Genomic DNA, 18,952 nt, shown 5'->3' on the forward strand with positions numbered 1-18,952 from the left:
ATCTCCATGAGTTTGAAATGCGGCATCGTGGGTTTGCCCAACGTTGGCAAGTCCACCCTGTTCAACGCCCTGACCAAAGCGGGCATTGCTGCAGAAAATTACCCCTTTTGCACGATCGAGCCCAACACCGGCGTGGTCGAGGTGCCTGACCCACGTCTGCAGCAGTTGGCTGAAATCATCACGCCCGAGCGCATCGTCCCTGCCATTGTGGAATTTGTGGACATCGCTGGCCTGGTGGCTGGCGCGAGCACAGGTGAAGGCTTGGGCAACAAGTTTTTGGCCCACATCCGCGAAACCGACGCCATCGTCAACGTGGTGCGCTGCTTTGAAGACGACAACGTCATCCACGTCGCCAACAAAGTCGACCCGATTGCTGACATCGAAGTGATTCAGACCGAGCTCTGTTTGGCCGACTTGGCTGCCGTGGAAAAAGCCATTCACCGCGTGAGCAAAATTGCGCGCTCTGGCGACAAAGAAGCCGTCAAGCAAATGGCGATTCTTGAAAAGTGCCAAACCGCGCTGAACGACACCAAGCCCGTGCGCACCATCGACTTCAGCAAAGAAGAGCTGGTCGAACTCAAGCAGTTCTTCTTCATCACCGCCAAGCCCGCCATGTTTGTGGCCAACGTGTCGGAAGACGGTTTCGAGAACAACCCGTTCTTGGACCGCCTCAAAGAGTTTGCAAAAGCGCAAAACGCGCCTGTGGTGGCCATTTGCGCCAAGATCGAAGCCGAGTTGTCCGAAATGGACGATGCCGATCGCTTGGAGTTCTTGCAGGAGCTTGGCCAAGACGAGCCAGGCCTGAACCGCTTGATTCGTGCCGCCTACTCGCTTTTGGGTTTGCAAACCTACTTCACTGCCGGCGTGAAAGAAGTACGCGCCTGGACCATCCATGTGGGCGACACCGGCCCACAAGCCGCCGGCGTGATTCACACCGACTTCGAAAAAGGCTACATCCGTGCCCAGACCATTGCATTTGATGACTTCATCACTTTCAAAGGCGAACAAGGCGCGAAAGATGCTGGCAAGATGCGCGCCGAAGGCAAGGACTATGTGGTTAAAGACGGCGACGTGATGAACTTTTTGTTCAGCAGCTAATATCGCGCTTACTTAAAAATTGCGGAGACAGACATGCCAGGACTTTTGAACAACATTGACCCAGACGGATTGCTAGAGTTTTCCGTGGTCTATACCGACCGCGCGCTGAACCACATGTCCACACGTTTTCAAGGCGTGATGAGGGATATTTCGAGCATCCTCAAAGAGGTCTATGCGGCTAAGTCGGCGGTGTTGGTGCCGGGCAGCGGCACCTTCGGTATGGAGTCGGTGGCGCGTCAGTTCGCCACGGGCAAGAAAGTTTTGGTCATCCGCAATGGCTGGTTCAGCTACCGTTGGACGCAGATCTTTGACATGGGGCACATCCCCTCCGAATCGGTGGTCATGAAGGCCCGCCGCATTGAGGATGGAGCGCAAGCCGCTTGGGCACCGTGTCCTGTGGACGAAGTGGTGGCAGCCATCTTGGCTGAGAAGCCAGCTGTGGTGTTTGCCCCGCACGTTGAAACATCGGCTGGCATGATCTTGCCTGACGATTACCTGCGCCAAGTGTCTGACGCGGTTCACCAAGTCGGTGGCCTGTTTGTGCTCGATTGCATCGCATCGGGCGCCATGTGGGTCAACATGGAAAAGACCGGCGTGGACGTGCTGATCAGCGCGCCTCAAAAAGGCTGGAGCGGCTCGCCGTGCTGCGCCATGGTCATGTTGAGCGAGCTTGCGCGCGTGGCCATTGATCAGACCGCCAGCACCAGCTTTGCTGCCGATTTGAAGAAGTGGATGCAAATCATGGAGAGCTACGAAAACGGCACCCATTCGTACCACACCACCTTGCCCACTGACGCCTTGGCGCGTCTGCGTGAAGTGATGCAAGAAACACGCGCTTACGGGTTTGAAAAAGTGCGTGCGGAGCAAATCGAGTTGGGTGTGCAAGTGCGCACGTTGCTCGAAAGCCGTGGCATCCGCAGCGTGGCCGCAGAAGGCTTCAAAGCACCGGGTGTGGTGGTGAGCTACACCACCGACACAGGCATGCACAACAGCAAAAAGTTTTTGGCCTTGGGCTTGCAAACGGCTGCGGGCGTGCCCTTGCAGTGCGACGAGCCTGCAGATTTCATGACCTTCCGCATTGGTTTGTTTGGCTTGGAAAAGCTGCACAACGTGGACCGTACCGTCAGCCATTTGGCACAGGCCTTGGATCACATGGCGGTTGAGGCTGAAGTGGCTGTGGCTGCTTAATCTGCGATTGGGGTAGTCAACCCCAATGCTGAGGAAACACCCAAAGCAACCCACCCGTCATCACCAGATAACGCGCAAATTTACCCACCGCCATATAGGCCACGCAAGGCCAAAAGGGTAGGCGGAGCCAGCCAGCGACTGCGCACAGGGGGTCGCCCACACCGGGCAGCCAGCTGAGCAAACAGGCTTTGGGTCCAAGGGTTTGCAGCCAGCGCAAGGCGCGAGCGTTGTGTCCGGTGGTGCCTTGATGACCCAGCTTGTTGCGCACGCGCTGTGCGCCATGGCCCATCCACCAGCTGATCGCACCGCCGATGGTGTTGCCAACAGTAGCGACAAAAATGGCGGGCCAAAACAGTTCGGGGTTGAGTTTGACCAAGCCAAACACCACCGGCTCTGAGCCCATAGGTAACAGGGTGGCCGATATCAACGACACCACAAACACCGTGCTCAAACCGAATTCAGGCAGAGCCAAGGCGGCCAGTACAGATTGCATCCAGATTTCCATGGGCGCAGTGTAGTGCTGAAATTTTGGGCAGCTACAATGGCGCCTCCTTTTTAAGCACATCTGACTTCTTCCACCCATGCAAATCGGCCCCTACACATTGGCAAACAACCTGTTTGTCGCGCCGATGGCTGGCGTGACTGACCGGCCGTTTCGCATGCTGTGCAAGCAGTTGGGGGCAGGTTATGCGGTGAGTGAGATGGTCACGTCGCGCAAAGATTTGTGGAAGTCGCTCAAGACCTCGCGTCGCGCTGACCACACAGGCGAGAGCGGTCCCATCGCTGTGCAAATTGCTGGCACCGATGCCGCCATGATGGCCGAGGCGGCGGTGTACAACATTGAGCGCGGGGCGCAAATCATCGACATCAACATGGGTTGTCCCGCCAAGAAGGTGTGCAACAAATGGGCGGGTTCGGCCTTGATGCAAGACGAGCCGCTGGCCATGTCCATCGTGCAAGCCGTAGTCGATGCGGCCCAGCCACACGGCGTGCCCGTCACGTTAAAGATGCGCACCGGTTGGTGCAATGAACACAAAAATGCGGTGGCTTTGGCCCGCGCCGCAGAAGCTGTTGGCGTACAAATGATCACCGTGCATGGCCGCACCCGCGAGCAAGGCTACAAAGGCTTTGCCGAGTACGAGACCATCGCCGCCGTCAAGCAAGCGGTGAAAGTGCCGGTGGTGGCCAACGGCGACATTGATTCGCCTGAAAAAGCGCAAGAAGTTTTAAAACTCACCGGCGCTGACGCTGTGATGATTGGCCGCGCTGCTCAAGGTCGTCCATGGATTTTTAGAGAAATTGCCCACTATTTGTCGACAGGCGAGCACTTGGCACAGCCCTTGGTCGCTGAAGTGCGTCGCTTGTTGCTGGACCATTTGGACGAGCATTACGCGCTGTACGGCGAGCTCACCGGTGTGCGCAGTGCCCGTAAGCACATTGCTTGGTATGTGCAGAGCTTGCCCGAGGGTGAAGCGTTCCGCCAACACATGAACACCCTAGAAGATAGCGCCGCACAACACCGCGCTGTCGCTGCTTTTTTTGATGACTTGGCCCAGCGACACGAGCGCTTGCCTGACCCCGTTTTATCTCTCGACTCTTTGGCTTTGCATGAGTAACAAACACATTGACGAGGTGGTGCGCGCCAGCCTCGAGACCTATTTCCGCGACCTCAACGGCACCGAGCCCGACAACATGCACGACATGTTGGTGCGCCTGGTTGAAAAACCGTTGCTCGAAATCGTGATGCAGAAAGCCGACAACAACCAATCTCGCGCGGCCGAATGGCTGGGGCTGAACCGCAACACCTTGCGCAAAAAACTTCTCGATCACAAACTTCTCAAATAAGCCTCTAAGCAAAGAAAAGCATGAAAGCACTCATTTCCGTCTCTGACAAAACCGGCATCGTCGAACTTGCGCGTGATCTTCACGCCTTGGGCGTGGGCCTCATCTCCACCGGCGGCACCGCCAAGCTCTTGGCCGAACAAGGCTTGCCCGTGACCGAAGTGGCCGAAGTCACAGGCTTTCCCGAAATGCTGGATGGCCGTGTGAAAACACTGCACCCCAAAGTGCACGGCGGCCTGCTGGCCCGCCGCGACACGCCCGAGCACATGGCGGCTTTGAAGGCACACAACATCGACACGATTGATTTGTTGATTGTGAATTTGTATCCGTTTGAAGCTACTGTGGCCAAGCCTGGTTGCACGTTGGCAGACGCGATTGAGAACATCGACATCGGTGGCCCCGCCATGGTGCGCTCTGCCGCCAAGAACTGGAAAGACGTGGGCATCGTGACTGACGCCAGTCAGTACCCCGCCGTGATGGCCGAGCTCAAAGCCAACGGCAAGTTGAGCGACAAACTGCGCTTTGCTTTGTCTGTGGCCGCCTTCAACCGCATCAGCCAATACGACGGCGCGATCAGCAACTACCTCTCCAGCGTGAACTTTGAAGCCGAGAAGCTGAGCGAAGAATACGTGCCCGAGCGCGCCCAGTTCAGTGGTCAGTTCAACGAGCAATACGTCAAAGTGCAAGACCTGCGCTATGGCGAAAACAGCCACCAGCAAGCCGCTTGGTACCGCGACTTGGCACCAGCCGCTGGTTCGCTGGCTACCGGCATTCAGCTGCAAGGCAAAGAACTCAGCTACAACAACATCGCCGATGCAGACGCGGCTTGGGAATGTGTGAAGAGCTTTGACACGGGAGCCAACGGCGACCTTTCACAGTCTGCAGCTTGTGTGATTGTTAAACACGCCAACCCTTGCGGTGTGGCTGTGGGTGCGAACCCGCTCGAGGCGTACAGCAAGGCTTTTCAAACCGACCCTACCAGCGCGTTCGGCGGCATCATCGCCTTCAACCGGCCCGTGGACAAATCCACTGCCGAGGCGGTGAGCAAGCAGTTTGTGGAAGTGCTGATGGCTCCTGATTTCAGCGCCGAAGCGCTTGACGTGTTCAAGAGCAAAGTGAACGTGCGCTTGATGAAAATCGCCTTGCCCGCCAACTACGGCGACGTGCGCAATGCTTTGGAAACCAAGCGCGTGGGTTCAGGCCTTTTGTTGCAAAGCGCTGACAACCACGAGCTGGCTTTGGCCGATCTGAAAATTGTCACCGTCAAACAACCCACACCTGAAGAACTGCACGATCTGTTGTTCGCTTGGAAAGTGGCCAAGTTCGTCAAGTCCAACGCCATCGTGTTCTGCAAAAACGGCATGACCATGGGCGTGGGCGCAGGCCAAATGAGCCGCCTCGATTCAGCACGCATCGCCAGCATCAAGGCCGACGCAGCGAAGCTGAGCCTGCAAAACACCGTGGTCGCCAGTGATGCTTTCTTCCCCTTCCGCGACGGCCTCGACGTGGTGGTGGAAGCCGGCGCAACTTGTGTGGTCCAGCCCGGTGGCTCCATGCGCGACCAAGAAGTCATTGACGCGGCCAACGAGCGTGGCGTGGCCATGGTGTTCACCGGCGTGCGGCACTTCCGTCATTGATCGCTCACATTGAACATTGACCACACCAACGCGCCGCTTGATGCGGCGCAATCTGCATCCGTCAACACAACGACTGCTGAGCTGACGCAAAAGCCTGCACCCTTTAACTTTGCCCAGCTCGGCCTCAACGCCGAGCTGCAAAGTTCAGCGGCTCAAGCAGGATTTACAACGCCTACACCTGTGCAGGTCGAAGCCATTGGCTCTGTATTGAATGGCCGCGATGTATTGGCCACTGCGCAAACCGGCTCTGGCAAAACAGCAGCCTATGTGCTGCCTGTGTTGCAACTTCTCATGGCCACGGCTGCCTCGCGTGACGAAGCACCCAAGAAGCGCACCACCCAAGTGCTGGTGCTAGTGCCCACACGCGAACTCGCCACACAAGTGAGCGACGTGCTGCGCGATCTGGCGCGGCCCCTCACGCAGTCCATCAAAGTGGGTACCTTGTTTGGCGGCGTGTCGATCAATCCACAAATGATGAGCCTGCGCAGCGGTGCTGATGTGGTGGTGGCTACGCCAGGCCGCTTGCTGGACATCGTGGACCACAACGCCTTGAACTTGGGCCAAGTGCAGCACCTGGTGCTCGACGAAGCCGACCGCTTGCTCGATCTCGGCTTTGCCGAAGAGCTGCAACGCATCTTGGCGCTGCTGCCCGCCAAACGACAAAACCTGTTGTTCAGCGCCACCTTTGAGCCCGCAGTGCAGACCTTGGCCGAGGCGCTGCTGAGCAATCCCGAGCGCATCACCATTGCACACACCGAGGTGCACGCGCCTGACATTGCACAACGTGCCATTCAGGTGGATGAAAAAAGCCGCACGGCTTTGCTGCGCCATCTCATCAAAACCCACGCATGGAAGCGTGTGTTGGTGTTCGTGGCCACGCGCTACGCGTGTGAGCATGTGGCCAACAAGCTTTACAAAGCGGGCGTGTTTGCCACTGCGTTTCATGGCGAGATGAGCCAAGGCGCACGCCAAGACGTGTTGGCCGAGTTCAAAGAAGAGCGCTGGGAAGTGGTGGTCACCACCGACCTCGCAGCACGCGGGATCGACATTGCGCAGCTGCCCGTGGTGGTCAATTACGACCTGCCGCGCTCAGCCACCGATTACACCCATCGCATTGGTCGCACAGGCCGTGCCGGTGAGCACGGTGAAGCGGTCAGTTTTGTGATGGCCGCCACGCTGGCGCATTGGCAACTGATTCAAAAGCGTGCCCAAGTGCAGATGCCTGTCGAAGTGCTAGAAGGCTTCGAGCCAACCGAAGTACCACCTCCTGCGTCTGCGTTGAATGACGGCACGGGCGGCATCAAAGGCAAGCGCCCAAGCAAGAAAGACAAACTCAGGGCTGCCGCGGCGGCTTCGCCAACGCAAACTTAACGTTTGTCGGCGGGTGATTCGCCACGCAATCCCACCAAGCAAAACGCCACCTTCAAGGTGGCGTTTTTGCTGGTCGTTCGTCGCGTTAATGGCGCTGGGCACGCCACACGGTTGGGCGATCAATCGTTGATTTCATCCAAATCGTCGTCTTCATGCAAGCCGTGGATGTCTTGATGTTCACCCGCTGGGCGGATTGCGCGCACGCCACCCTTGGCCAAGAGTTCCACATAAAACTGGGTGCCTTTGTCGGCGACGACAGCATCGATGCGTTCAATGATGGTGGCCATGTGCACCACTTCCGCAGCTTCTTCAGTGACGCCAAATTTGCAATCAAAGTCCCAAAAGTCAGCGCCTTCGGGTAAGTCACGGCGGCGTTCACGCTTGATGTATTTGCGAATTTCGTGCTTGATGGCTTCGAGCAAACGGTCGGGGTGCTTGCCTTCAACGTGCAGTTGGAATGTTTTTTTCATGGAGGTCCTTCTAAGGAAAATACGCCGTGTCAGGACGAGAGAGTCTAAAAATGCAATTAAGGCTTAAAGCGGTATTTGAGTTGGAAGCTGATGGCACCGTGTAGTTTGTCTTGCACGGTGGGGACGAAGCTCACGTTCATGCCCAATTGTCGTCCTTCCAAGGCGACCACGGGAATGATGGCTGGAAACCAACCGCCTTGGTTGGCATTGGGGTAGCCGTTGAACCCACCGACCACCGCACCCGCCTTGAACGGTCCGATGTCAAAAGGCATGACGTACAGACCCACATAGTGCGAAGTGGCGCGGTCGCTGTTTTCAAACACACCGGCAGTGACCGAATAAACGTCAGTGAGTGGCACCTCAATGCCCAGACCGGTGTTGACATTGTTCAGGTGTTTATCGCGTTCGAAATGGTACGAGTAAAAGCCGGGATTAACCCAGCTGCGCGCCAAATCGACGGCGTGCGCAGCTGGCATCAAAGCAGCTGCAGCTGCGAGGGCAAGAACCCGTTTTCTCATAACTGGGCAAACACCTCGCCAGCCACTTGCACGGTTTGTGCAATGTCTGCCTCGGTGTGTGCGCCACTCACGAACCCGGCTTCATACAAAGCGGGGGCGATGTACACGCCGCGGTCAAGCAAGCCGTGGAACAGTCGGTTGAATTTGGGGCTATCGCTGGTCATGACCTTGGTGTAGTTTTGGGGCAACTCAGGCAACAAGAAGAAGCCAAACATGCCGCCTTGGCAGTCGCCGGCGAAAGGCACACCAGCTTTGGCCGCCGCCGCAGTCAAACCATCGACCAAGCTCTGTGTGCGCGTGCTCAGGGTTTCAAAAAATCCAGGCTTAGCAATTTCTCGCAATGTGGCCAATCCGCAAGCGGTGGCCACGGGGTTGCCACTCAGGGTGCCCGCTTGGTACACGGGGCCCGTGGGGGCCAGCTGCGACATGATGGCGCGAGGTCCACCAAACGCAGCCAGTGGCATGCCGCCACCAATGACTTTGCCCAGCACAGTCACATCGGGTTTGAACCCAGGAATGAGTTGGGCATAAACGCTTTGCGCTGAACCCAGGGCCACGCGGAAACCGGTCATCACCTCGTCAAACACAAAGAGTGCGCCGTACTCGGTGCACAGCTCGCGGCAGCGTTTCATGAAGGGCACACTGGCGCGCACAAAGTTCATGTTGCCGGCAATGGGTTCGATCATCACGCAGGCCAATTCTTTGCCGTGCAAGGCAAAGGCTTCTTCCAGTTGGGCGATGTTGTTGTATTCGAGCACCAAGGTGTCGCGCACCACTTCGGGCGGCACGCCCGCGCTGGTGGGGTTGCCAAAAGTCGCGAGCCCCGAGCCTGCTTTGACCAGCAAGGCGTCGGCATGGCCGTGGTAGCAGCCCTCAAACTTGATGAACTTGCTGCGGCCCGTGGCGCCTCTGGCCAAACGCAGCGCGCTCATGCCGGCTTCGGTGCCAGAGCTGACCAAGCGCACCATCTCCATCGAGGGCACATGCTTCAAAATTTCCTCGGCCAACTCAATCTCGCGCTCAGTCGGTGCACCGAAAGAAAAACCATCTAAGGCCGCTTTTTGGACCGCTTCCAAAACTACAGGGTTGCCATGGCCCAAGATCATGGGGCCCCAAGAGCCGATGTAGTCGATGTACTTTTGGCCATTGGCATCCCAAAAGTAAGCGCCTTGTGCGCGTTGCACAAAACGGGGTGTGCCGCCCACGGCACGAAAGGCACGTACGGGCGAGTTGACGCCGCCTGGAATTACTTGGGCGGCGCGGTCAAACAGGGCTTGGTTCAAGTCGGTCATAGGGTTTAGTGCTTGGTTTCGTGACGGGGAAGTGAGAAGTCTTCGGCGGTGGGCAGGCGTTCGTCGCTCTCGGTGGCGTTGTCATCCACCTCTGCCCAAAACATGCGGTCTGGCAAGGCGTGACCCATGCCGGGTCTGAAACCACTGCTGAGGCTTTGGTCGAGAAATTCCAAAGCTTCATGGGTGGCTTCTTCGAGGTCTGAGCCTGTGGCCAACATGGCGACCAAGGTGGCACTCAAGGTGTCCCCCGCGCCGGCAAAGATGGCATCGAATCGTTCAAAACGCTCGCTCAACATGATGGTGTGTGCGGTGGCCAAAGCGTTTTCAATGTGTTGGTCGGGTTGGCTGATGCCGGTGACCAACACATAGGGCACGCCCATTTCTGCCGCGGCACGGGCAATGTCCCGTGGGCCCGGACTGCGCTCGTTGCGCCATTCAGGCAGTAACCAGCGCCACAAGGTGTTGTGGTTGCCGATCAACAGGGTGGTTTGGGGCAAGATGAGTTCGCGAAAGGCATCCAAATACGCGTCGATCTTTTCGTCTTCCCACCACGACAAATTGGGCATGTAAGCGACCACGGGCACCTCGGCGTAGTCGGTGCTGATTTCTGCAATCACGCTTAAGTTTTCAGGGTCGCCGCAAAAGCCAACCTTGATGGCACGAATATTCATGTCTTCCAGCACACTGCGGGCTTGTTCAGCCACAGCCTCATCGTCAAAGGCGACATGGTCAAAAATTTCGGCGGTGTCGCGCAGATAGGCGCCGGTGACCACGGTCAAGCCATGCACCCCGATGGCAGCACAGGCCAATACATCACCGCTGAGTCCGCCAGCACCACTGGGGTCGTTGGCATTGAACATCAGCACGCACGCTGGCGCGCCGAGCATGTCGTCAGGCAGCGTGCTGTCGTTGGGGGATGAGGAAATTTCTTGCGCCATGGCCTATCTATACAATGCTTTTCATTCTATGTGCTGACGAAAGAAATGCTGTGGCGACTACTTGGATGTGTCTGATTTGTGGATGGATTTATGACGAAGAGGCTGGCGACCCTGAACACGGCATCGCCCCCGGTACAGCTTGGGCTGACGTACCCATGAATTGGACCTGTCCCGAGTGCGCCGCACGCAAAGAAGATTTTGAAATGGTGCAAATCTAAGGCCCTGCTCAATTGGCTACGGACTTTTCACAAGTCTTCAGCGTGGATGGTTCAGTGGCCTGCTGAGCCATTTATTTCACTTTTTTAACCACCGCATAACGTTCCAGCGTCTCCGTGCGCGCTTGCGCGTGATCGACGATGGGCTTGGGGTAGTCGCGGCCCAAGACCAAGCCTGCAGATTCCAGCTCCAAGGGTTTGGCTAGCCAAGGCGCGTGGATGGCCGCATTGGGTAACTTGGCCAGCGCTGGCACGTAGCGGCGAATGAATTTGCCTTCTGGGTCAAACTTCTCGCTCTGGCTGGTGGGGTTGAAGATGCGAAAGTACGGTTGCGCGTCGCAGCCGCTGGAACTGGCCCATTGCCAGCCGCCGTTGTTGGCGGCAAGGTCAAAGTCGTTCAGGTGTTGGGCAAAGTACTGCTCGCCCCAGCGCCAATCAATGCCGATGTCTTTCACCAAAAAGCTGGCCACCACCATGCGCAGGCGGTTGTGCATGTAACCCGTTTGGTTGATTTGCGCCATCGCTGCATCGACCAGCGGATAGCCGGTGCGGCCTTCGCACCAAGCGGCAAATTGTTCTTTGTCGTGTTTGTTGTGGGCCCACTTGATGGCGTCGTACTCGGGCTTGAAAGCCGCGTTCACCACGCGCGGATGGTGGTGCAAGATTTGGTGATAAAAATCCCGCCAAATCAGCTCTGACAACCACACTTCGGCGCCCGCCGAGCCCGTCAACATTCGTTGATAGGCGGTGGACGCGAGTTGGCGGATGGACACCGTGCCAAAGCGCAAATGCACGCTCAAATAGCTCGGGCCTTTCACGGCTGGAAAGTTGCGGGTTTCGTCGTAACGGTCCATGCGGTCAAAGAAGTCCTCAAACAAAGCCAAGCCGCCGGGGCTGCCTGTGGGCACGTGCAAGGTGCTGAGGTTGGTGGGTTCAAACCCTAAATCGGCCAGCGTGGGCACGCTGGTTTGGTAGGCCTTGGGGCGCGATGCCAAGGCTTTGATGTATTTGCCTACGGGGTAGCTGCGCAAAAAATACGGGTTGATTTTTTGCAGCCATGCATTTTTGTAGGGAGTGAACACGCCGTAGGGCTTGCCCATTTGGGTCAGCACTTCGCTGCGTTCAAAAATGACGTGGTCTTTGTAGGTCTGAAAACCAATGCCTGCGTTGGCCAAGGCCCCACGCACTTGGGCATCGCGCGCCAAGGCCTCGGGTTCGTCATCGTGGTTGGCAAACACCTCTTGCACGCCCAATTCCTTGGCCAAACGGGGCACTTCGTCGGCGGCCACCGCATGGCGCACGATCAGGCCTGCGCCGGCTTGGCCTGCCATGGCATGTAATTCGGCATCCAAGGTGACCAAGGACTCGCGGATGAACTCCACCCGTCGGTCTTGGCGGGGCAGTTTGTCCAAAATGGCGCGGTCGAACACGAAGACGCAGTGCACGTGGGTGCAGCTTTTCAGCGCGTGGTAGAGCGCTGCGTTGTCAAAAGCCCGTAGATCGCGTCGAAACCACATCAGTCCACTGGCCACATGCGCGGTGTGGCGCGAAGTGTTTGGCATGTTCACCCTTTAAAATTGCAATATGACCGCTGATTCTGCCTCCATCAACTTGACGCATCACTTTTTGATTGCAATGCCCGGGTTGGAGGACGAGACTTTTTCTAAAAGTGTGGTCTATGTGTGCGAGCACACCGAACGCGGCGCCTTGGGGCTGGTGATCAACAAAGTCAGCGATTTGTCGATGCGTGGTTTGTTTGAAAAAGTCGACTTGGATTTAAACCGTCCCGACTTGATTGACGCCCCTGTTTTGCAAGGGGGGCCTGTCCACACCGAGCGCGGTTTTGTCTTGCACGATGCCATGTTGGCCAACCCCGATCCCGAACTCACCGACGAAGAGTCCGCTTTGAACGCGGTGTCCAAGCACGACGCCATTTACGCCTCCACCATGCGCATTCCAGGTGGCTTAGAAATGACCACGTCTAAAGACGTGCTCGAAGCCTTGTCGGCGGGGCATGGCCCACGCCGTGTGTTGGTCTCCCTGGGGTATTCGTCATGGGGCGAAGGTCAGTTGGAGTCGGAGTTGGCCGAGAACAGCTGGTTGACCGTGCCTGCGGATACCGCTGTGATTTTTGAAACGCCCGTGGCACAGCGTTACGAGCGCGCCATGGGTTTGCTGGGCTTGCAGTCGTGGATGCTGTCGAGCCAAGTGGGGCACGCATGAGTGAAACCCGCGAGTTGCCTGCACACTTTCAATCGTTTTTGGCCTTTGACTTTGGTGTCAAACGTACGGGCGTGGCCTATGGCAGTCGCATGCTGCGCGATGCGCAGCCGCAAGCGACCGTCAATGCCGAAGGCGATGCGCGCTGGACCTTGATCACCAAGCGCATTGCCGAGTGGCAACCCGATGCTTTGGTGGTGGGCGTCCCGTTTCACCCCGACGGTGCCGCCCACGAGAACACGGCCAAAGCCAAAAAATTTGCACGCCAATTGAACGGACGTTTTAACTTGCCGGTATTTGAAGTGGATGAGCGTTACAGCACCACGGAAGCCCACGCGCAAGGTGCGAAAGATGCCGACGCTGCATCTGCTTGCATCATCCTTAACCAATTTTTCAGGGAAAACTTATGAGCACCCATGTGAACCATTGCACGCACGGAGTTTGGGCATGAGCGGCAATCTTTTGCTTGATGCTGAGAGCTTGTATTTAGAACTGCTTAAGGGCGTGCGCAGCATGCTAACGCCAGAGACCCGTTTGGTGGGCATCACCTCGGGCGGTGCTTGGCTGGCTGCGCGCTTGCAAAAAGACTTAGGGCTAGCAGGCGCGGCGGGCAGCATCTCGTCGGCAATGCACCGTGATGATTTCTCCAAGCGCGGCTTGGCGGATGGTGGCGCCACCAAGCTGCCGTTTGAAGTGAACGGCGCGCACATCATCGTGCTGGATGACGTGCTGTACACCGGGCGCACTATCCGCGCCGTGCTGAACGAACTTTTTGATTACGGTCGGCCCGCCTCTGTGCAGTTGGCCGTCTTGGTCGATCGAGGTGGCCGCGAGTTGCCGGTGCAAGCCGATTTCGCAGCCGCCCGTGTGGCCTTGCCCGCCAGTCAGTCGCTCGCCTTGGCCAAGGCCGAGAGCGGTGCATTTAATTTTTCTGTGAAGGGCTGACATGCTCTACAAACGCAACCCACAACTCAACAAAAACGGTGAACTGATTCACCTGCTGTCGACCGAAGGTTTGTCGCGCAACATCTTGACGCACATCCTCGACACGGCGGCCAACTTCACATCGGTCAACGACCGCGAAGTCAAAAAAGTGCCGCTGCTGCGTGGCAAGAGCGTGTTCAACCTCTTCTTTGAAAACAGCACCCGCACCCGCACCACGTTCGAAATCGCGGCCAAGCGTTTGTCGGCCGACGTGTTTAATTTGGACATTGCGCGCTCGTCAGCTGCCAAGGGCGAATCGCTGCTCGACACCATCGCCAACTTGAGCGCCATGGCGGCCGATATTTTTGTCGTGCGTCATGGCGAGTCTGGTGCGCCTTACCTGATTGCCGAGCACGTCGCACCGCATGTGCATGTGGTCAACGCCGGTGACGGCCGTCACGCCCACCCCACACAGGGTTTGCTGGACATGTACACCATCCGGCATTACAAAAAAGACTTCACCAACCTCACCGTGGCCATCGTGGGCGACGTGCTGCACTCGCGTGTGGCCCGCTCGGACATCCATGCGCTGACCACCTTGGGCTGCGCCGAGGTGCGCGTGGTGGGCCCCAAGACTTTGGTGCCCAGCGACTTATCGGCCATGGGCGTGCGCGTGTTCAACAACTTGGAAGAAGGCATCAAGGGCTGCGACGTGGTAATCATGCTGCGCTTGCAAAACGAGCGCATGAGTGGCGCCCTGTTGCCATCGAGCCAAGAGTATTTCAAGTCGTTTGGCCTCACACAAGAGAAGTTGCAATTGGCCAAACCCGATGCCATCGTCATGCACCCCGGGCCGATCAACCGCGGTGTGGAGATCGAGTCGGCGGTGGTCGATGGACCGCAAAGTGTGATCTTGTCGCAGGTCACGTTTGGTATTGCTGTGCGTATGGCCGTGATGTCTATCGTGGCGGGGAATGAAGCATGAACATCCTGATTCAAAACGGTCGCGTGATGGACCCAGCCTCCGGGTTCGACCAAATCGCCGATGTGGTCGTTGCTGATGGCCATGTGTTGGCCATCGTCAAGCCCGGTGAGGCCATGCCTGCTGGGTTTCGCCCCAAGCAAACGGTGGATGCCACGGGCTGCATCGTGGCGCCGGGCTTGGTCGACTTGCAAGTGCGCTTGCGTGAGCCAGGTCATGAGCACGAGGGTATGTTGGACTCCGAGCTAACTGCCGCAGTGGCCGGCGGCGTGACCAGTTTGGTGTGCCCGCCCGATACCGACCCCGTGTTGGATGAGCCCGGTTTGGTGGAAATGCTCAAGTTTCGTGCCGAGCGCTTGCATCGCGCGCATGTGTTTCCATTGGGCGCTTTGACCCGTGGCCTCAAAGGCGAAGTGTTGACCGAAATGGCGGAGCTGACCGAGGCGGGGTGTATTGGTTTTAGCCAAGCCGAAGTGCCTTTGGAAAATACCCAAGTCTTGCAACGTGCCTTGCAATATGCCTCCACCTATGGCTACACCGTCTGGTTGCGTCCGCAAGAGTTGCATTTGGGCAAAGGCGTGGCAGCCAGCGGTCCGTTGGCGACGCGTTTGGGTTTGAGTGGCGTGCCCGTAGCGGCCGAAACGATTGCCCTGCACACCATTTTTGCGCTCATGCGCAGCACCAAAGCCCGTGTGCATTTGTGTCGTATTTCCAGCGCAGAAGGCGTGGCGTTGGTGCGTGCTGCCAAACAAGAAGGCTTGGCTGTGACGGCCGATGTCAGCATCAATTCCTTGCATTTGAGCGATCACGACATGGGCTACTTCGACAGCCGCGCCCGTGTGACGCCTGTGTTGCGCCAACAACGCGACCGCGATGCTCTGCGCGCTGCCTTGGCTGATGGCACCTTGGATGCCTTGGTGTCTGACCACACCCCCGTGGATGCCGACGCCAAAGCCCTGCCGTTTGCCGAGGCTGAACCCGGTGGCACCGGCTTGGAACTGTTGCTGAGCTTGGCGCTGAAGTGGGCGCAAGACAGCGGTGCAGGTCTGATGCGTGCGTTGGATGTGTTGACCGCACAACCCGCGCAGGTCCTGCGTTCTGGCGCTGGCAAGGCCGCAGCGAAAGCCAGCGACGCAGGTCATTTGCACGTAGGTGGTGTGGCCGACTTGGTGGTGTTTGACCCGCAAATGCAATGGCAAGTTTTGCCTGATGCCTTGCATAGCCAAGGCAAGCACACGCCGTTTGCATTTGACATGACGGGTATGGCTTTGCCCGGGCGTGTCAAAGCCACCTTGGTGGCGGGTCGCTTAGCGTTCCAAGCGTGATGCGCGTTTTCTGATGCGTGCTCTTCAAGCCCTTTGGAAATTCATCCGCGTTTTGGCGTGTGTGGTGCGTGGCTATGTGATCGTTCGCTGGACGTTTGCCAAACTCAGTGATGAGCAACAGGCCCGCTATGTGGAAGTGTGGGCGCGCGGCATGTTGGCTGTGATGGGCATTCAGGTGCGCGTGAAAGGCCACCCTGCCAAAGGACCTGTGCTGATGGCAGCCAATCACATCTCATGGCTTGACATTTTGGTGATGCACGCCGCATGCCATTGCCGCTTTGTGGCGAAGTCTGAGATTCGCGCTTGGCCCGTGGTGGGTGTACTCACAACAGGGGGTGGGTCGCTGTATATCGAACGTTCGTCTAACCGTGATGCCATGCGCGTGGTCCACCAAATGGCGGACGCCTTGCGCCAAGGTCAAGTGCTGGCCGTGTTCCCCGAAGGCGGCACAGGAGATGGCGTGAGTTTGTTGCCTTTTCATGCCAATCTGTTGCAAGCGGCTATCTCAGCCGATGCGCCGATTCAGCCTATTGCCTTGCAATTTTTAGAAGCGCGAACCGGCCAGCACAGCTTTGCACCTTGCTATCACGACCATGACACGCTGGTGAGCTCTTTGTGGCGTACTCTGTGCGCCCCGCCGCTGTTGGCGCAAGTCCGCTACGGTGACACCCAAATGGCCAATGGCCGCAACCGCCGTGTGTGGGCCCTAGACCTGCAAGCGACAGTGGCAGATTTACGCAACTGATAAGCTCTTTACCCATGGCAAGCCTTTCACCTACCAAAACCAAAGTTGCGGCACGACCTCTTGCAGCAAAAAAGACGGCGGCAAAAACGGTGAAGACCGTTGCCAAGAAAGTCACAAGCGCCAAAGCGCAAGCCGCTTCAGATCAAGAAAACTTGGACCTCATGTTTTCTCTGGCCGCAGAAACGTTTCGCGTCATGTCTGCACCCATGCGCTTGAAAATCATCAACAGCTTGTGTACCGAAGAAAAGAATGTCGGTCAGTTGCTGGCCGAGATTGACACCACCCAACCCAATATGTCGCAGCATCTGAACACCTTGTTCAAGGCGAAGATTTTGGGTCGCCGCCGTGAAGGTGTGCAAATTTATTACCGCATCATCAACGACCGGGTTGTTACCTTATGCCGCGCCGTGTGCACCCAAATTGCCATCGACAGCGACATCGCCCATTGATCAGGGTTTGAGGTAGACGTAGCCTTCTTTGGCTTGCAAACGGGCCACTTCGGCCACGCCAGAGGGCACGATCTTGGCGTCCATAGAGACTTTATTGGCGTCGATGTTGCGTGAGATCAATGTGTTGTTGCACACCCTGAACTGCACGCCTTTGCCGCTTAAGTCGCTGACCACGCCACTGAACTCACGGCCTTTGCTGTCTTTGGCACCATCCAGCAAAAAGTCGATGCCCAAGCCGTGTGTGACCACCACAATTTTGGCGCTGGGGTCGGCACTCAGGTGGTTGCGCACATTGCCCAAAATGCCCGCAGCCGTTTCCACGCCCGTGTTGACGTGGTAGACGACTTTGATGTCTTGGGCATGCACAGCGCCAAAGCTCAATGCCAATATCAAGCTGGCAAATGCGTGTGAAATGTATTTGAGGATGTTCATGCGGCGTATTTTCACATCAGGCTGTCAGCCCAAATGTTTTGAGCCCAGTTCCACGCGTAAATGCCTTCGAGCTCGTTAGGGGCTGGTGATACACCGCCAGAACCAGGTACGGTTTTGTAGGTCTTGTCTTTGGCGTCGTACTGGTGGACCGACGCGACATGCACCACCAGTTTGTCGTTCACAAAGCTGTAGCAGGTGTTGCTGAGGAAGGGTGCAGGATTCACCGGCATGTCGGACAGTTCTGCCACGATAGCCGCTGCTGTGACCTTGCCATGCGAGTTGGCCATGTGGCCAGACTTGGGCATGAGCGGTGCAATCATGATCGAGTCGCCAATGACGTGAATGTCTTTGGCTTGTGTGGACTCGAAGGTTTGGTAGTGCACGCCGCACCAACGGGCGTTGACGTTGGCCAAGTTCGACTGGACGGCGATGCCACCCGCACGCATCGTAGGCAATACGTTCAGAACGTTCGCTTTGATGTCGTTTTGAATTTCGAATTTCAAAGTGTTGGTCTTCGCATCAACTGCCACGACTTTGTGCTGTGGCACGTATTCCAAGATGCCCTTATAGTTGTCGGCCCAGAATTTTTTGAACAGTGGCCCTTTGGATGTGACGTCTTGGTTGGCATCCAAGATCAGCACTTTGGATTTAGGCTTGTGTTGCTTGAAGTAATGGGCCACTTGGCTGGCACGCTCGTAAGGGCCTGGAGGGCAGCGGTAGGGGGCCTCTGGGATGGTGATCGCGAAAACCCCGCCATCGTCCATGGCTTCGAGTTGCTTGCGCAGGGCCAGCGTTTCAGGTCCGCCCTTCCAAGCTTGCAAAATTTGGCCGGAGGCTTGCGCTTCTTTCAGACCTTCGATGGTGTTGAACATCAGGTCGATGCCAGGCGACATGATCAGCTTGTCGTAGCGAATGGTGGGGCCGCTGGCCAAGGTGACGGTTTTTTTGAGGGGATCCACGCTGGCGACATAGTCGCGCACGATGTTCACGCCGTGCTTGCCCGAAAGCTTGTCGTAGGGTGTGGTGATGTCGGCCATGGTCTTGCTGCCACCGATCACCAAGTTGGAGATGGGGCAGGACACAAATGCGCCACTGGGCTCGATCATGGTGACATCGATTTGGTAATTCGACAACATGCGAACGTATTTGGCGGCAGTCGCGCCACCGTAGCCGCCACCCACCACGATCACACGCGCTTTTTCGGGTACACGACCGACGGATGCGCAACCCACCATGCTGCCAAGTGCGCCAAAAGAACCAAGCGCCAGTGAGGCTTGAACAAAACTACGACGTTTCATGATGAATC

The 18,952-nt window shown here is 57.2% G+C and carries 22 protein-coding genes; 14 read left to right on the top strand and 8 right to left on the bottom strand.

Going from position 1 to position 18,952, the window contains the following annotated elements; all coding sequences use genetic code 11:
• The first annotated feature begins 6 nt into the window (after nt 1-6).
• Nucleotides 7-1,098 carry a redox-regulated ATPase YchF gene (gene ychF / locus B9Z42_RS05560; protein ID WP_100132373.1) on the top strand — a complete coding sequence of 364 codons (1,092 nt, stop codon included), beginning with the start codon at nt 7-9 and terminating at the stop codon, nt 1,096-1,098.
• 33 nt (nt 1,099-1,131) lie between these two features.
• A complete protein-coding gene (locus B9Z42_RS05565) occupies nt 1,132-2,286 on the top strand; it encodes an aminotransferase class V-fold PLP-dependent enzyme (RefSeq protein ID WP_100132374.1) in 1,155 nt (384 codons plus the stop codon).
• 16 nt (nt 2,287-2,302) lie between these two features.
• On the opposite strand, the gene B9Z42_RS05570 is transcribed toward B9Z42_RS05565, so the two are convergent.
• A complete protein-coding gene (locus tag B9Z42_RS05570) occupies nt 2,303-2,791 on the bottom strand; it encodes a YqaA family protein (RefSeq protein ID WP_100132375.1) in 489 nt (162 codons plus the stop codon).
• A gap of 76 nt (nt 2,792-2,867) precedes the next feature.
• On the opposite strand from B9Z42_RS05570, the gene dusB reads away from it, so the two are divergent.
• The 4 genes from dusB to B9Z42_RS05590 all read left to right on the top strand — a co-directional run bounded on the left by dusB (nt 2,868) and on the right by B9Z42_RS05590 (nt 7,136).
• Entirely contained in the window at nt 2,868-3,902 is a 1,035-nt protein-coding gene (gene dusB / locus B9Z42_RS05575) for a tRNA dihydrouridine synthase DusB (RefSeq protein ID WP_100132376.1), read from the top strand.
• Entirely contained in the window at nt 3,895-4,131 is a 237-nt protein-coding gene (locus B9Z42_RS05580; RefSeq protein ID WP_100132377.1) for a helix-turn-helix domain-containing protein, read from the top strand. The genes dusB and B9Z42_RS05580 overlap by 8 nt, the downstream gene beginning before the upstream one ends.
• A gap of 20 nt (nt 4,132-4,151) precedes the next feature.
• Nucleotides 4,152-5,765 carry a bifunctional phosphoribosylaminoimidazolecarboxamide formyltransferase/IMP cyclohydrolase gene (gene purH, locus B9Z42_RS05585; protein WP_100132378.1) on the top strand — a complete coding sequence of 538 codons (1,614 nt, stop codon included), beginning with the start codon at nt 4,152-4,154 and terminating at the stop codon, nt 5,763-5,765.
• A gap of 81 nt (nt 5,766-5,846) precedes the next feature.
• A complete protein-coding gene (locus B9Z42_RS05590) occupies nt 5,847-7,136 on the top strand; it encodes a DEAD/DEAH box helicase (RefSeq protein WP_100132753.1) in 1,290 nt (429 codons plus the stop codon).
• A 119-nt stretch (nt 7,137-7,255) separates the two neighbouring features.
• On the opposite strand, the gene B9Z42_RS05595 is transcribed toward B9Z42_RS05590, so the two are convergent.
• Genes B9Z42_RS05595 through B9Z42_RS05610 form a run of 4 tightly spaced genes read right to left on the bottom strand, consistent with a single transcriptional unit; the run spans nt 7,256 to nt 10,354 of the window.
• Nucleotides 7,256-7,606: a DUF6172 family protein gene (locus B9Z42_RS05595; protein WP_100132379.1), complete on the bottom strand. Its 351-nt coding sequence runs from the start codon at nt 7,604-7,606 to the stop codon at nt 7,256-7,258.
• Between the two features lie 56 nt (nt 7,607-7,662).
• Entirely contained in the window at nt 7,663-8,082 is a 420-nt protein-coding gene (locus B9Z42_RS05600; protein WP_100132380.1) for a hypothetical protein, read from the bottom strand.
• 38 nt (nt 8,083-8,120) lie between these two features.
• Complete coding sequence (gene hemL / locus B9Z42_RS05605) at nt 8,121-9,416, bottom strand: glutamate-1-semialdehyde 2,1-aminomutase (protein WP_100132381.1); 1,296 nt, start codon at nt 9,414-9,416, stop codon at nt 8,121-8,123.
• A 5-nt stretch (nt 9,417-9,421) separates the two neighbouring features.
• On the bottom strand, nt 9,422-10,354 hold the full coding sequence (locus tag B9Z42_RS05610) for a bifunctional hydroxymethylpyrimidine kinase/phosphomethylpyrimidine kinase (RefSeq protein WP_100132382.1): 933 nt from the start codon (nt 10,352-10,354) through the stop codon (nt 9,422-9,424).
• Between the two features lie 65 nt (nt 10,355-10,419).
• Between B9Z42_RS05610 and B9Z42_RS05615 the strand changes: the two genes are divergently transcribed.
• Nucleotides 10,420-10,572 carry a rubredoxin gene (locus tag B9Z42_RS05615; protein ID WP_100132383.1) on the top strand — a complete coding sequence of 51 codons (153 nt, stop codon included), beginning with the start codon at nt 10,420-10,422 and terminating at the stop codon, nt 10,570-10,572.
• Between the two features lie 71 nt (nt 10,573-10,643).
• Here B9Z42_RS05615 and B9Z42_RS05620 read toward each other — a convergent pair whose 3' ends face one another.
• Complete coding sequence (locus B9Z42_RS05620) at nt 10,644-12,131, bottom strand: deoxyribodipyrimidine photo-lyase (protein ID WP_100132384.1); 1,488 nt, start codon at nt 12,129-12,131, stop codon at nt 10,644-10,646.
• Nucleotides 12,132-12,153: 22 nt separating this feature from the next.
• Between B9Z42_RS05620 and B9Z42_RS05625 the strand changes: the two genes are divergently transcribed.
• The 7 genes from B9Z42_RS05625 to B9Z42_RS05655 all read left to right on the top strand — a co-directional run bounded on the left by B9Z42_RS05625 (nt 12,154) and on the right by B9Z42_RS05655 (nt 17,214).
• Nucleotides 12,154-12,792, top strand: coding sequence for a YqgE/AlgH family protein (locus B9Z42_RS05625; protein WP_100132385.1), 639 nt, complete (start codon nt 12,154-12,156; stop codon nt 12,790-12,792).
• Nucleotides 12,789-13,199 (top strand): Holliday junction resolvase RuvX, encoded by a 411-nt coding sequence (gene ruvX, locus B9Z42_RS05630; protein ID WP_100132386.1) that lies wholly within the window; start codon nt 12,789-12,791, stop codon nt 13,197-13,199. Before B9Z42_RS05625 ends, ruvX begins: the two co-directional genes overlap by 4 nt.
• Nucleotides 13,200-13,236: 37 nt before the next feature.
• Complete coding sequence (pyrR, locus tag B9Z42_RS05635; RefSeq protein ID WP_100132387.1) at nt 13,237-13,734, top strand: bifunctional pyr operon transcriptional regulator/uracil phosphoribosyltransferase PyrR; 498 nt, start codon at nt 13,237-13,239, stop codon at nt 13,732-13,734.
• A 1-nt stretch (nt 13,735) separates the two neighbouring features.
• The gene (locus B9Z42_RS05640) at nt 13,736-14,698 is read left to right on the top strand and encodes an aspartate carbamoyltransferase catalytic subunit (RefSeq protein WP_100132388.1); all 963 of its coding nucleotides are present in this window, start codon (nt 13,736-13,738) and stop codon (nt 14,696-14,698) included.
• On the top strand, nt 14,695-16,020 hold the full coding sequence (locus B9Z42_RS05645) for a dihydroorotase (protein WP_100132389.1): 1,326 nt from the start codon (nt 14,695-14,697) through the stop codon (nt 16,018-16,020). Before B9Z42_RS05640 ends, B9Z42_RS05645 begins: the two co-directional genes overlap by 4 nt.
• Before the next feature lie 13 nt (nt 16,021-16,033).
• Nucleotides 16,034-16,765, top strand: a complete 732-nt coding sequence (locus B9Z42_RS05650) for a 1-acyl-sn-glycerol-3-phosphate acyltransferase (protein WP_100132390.1) — start codon at nt 16,034-16,036, stop codon at nt 16,763-16,765.
• Between the two features lie 161 nt (nt 16,766-16,926).
• A complete protein-coding gene (locus B9Z42_RS05655; protein ID WP_233203563.1) occupies nt 16,927-17,214 on the top strand; it encodes a metalloregulator ArsR/SmtB family transcription factor in 288 nt (95 codons plus the stop codon).
• Here the strand turns inward: B9Z42_RS05655 and B9Z42_RS05660 are convergent, their stop codons facing one another.
• Together B9Z42_RS05660 and B9Z42_RS05665 are read right to left on the bottom strand one after the other, a co-directional pair.
• Nucleotides 17,215-17,628 carry a DsrE family protein gene (locus B9Z42_RS05660; protein ID WP_369806855.1) on the bottom strand — a complete coding sequence of 138 codons (414 nt, stop codon included), beginning with the start codon at nt 17,626-17,628 and terminating at the stop codon, nt 17,215-17,217.
• A gap of 29 nt (nt 17,629-17,657) precedes the next feature.
• Nucleotides 17,658-18,944 carry an NAD(P)/FAD-dependent oxidoreductase gene (locus B9Z42_RS05665; RefSeq protein ID WP_100132393.1) on the bottom strand — a complete coding sequence of 429 codons (1,287 nt, stop codon included), beginning with the start codon at nt 18,942-18,944 and terminating at the stop codon, nt 17,658-17,660.
• Nucleotides 18,945-18,952 lie beyond the last annotated feature (8 nt).

The sequence above is a fragment of the Limnohabitans sp. B9-3 genome, assembly GCF_002778325.1.
Classification (GTDB): Bacteria; Pseudomonadota; Gammaproteobacteria; order Burkholderiales; family Burkholderiaceae_C; genus Limnohabitans; species Limnohabitans kasalickyi.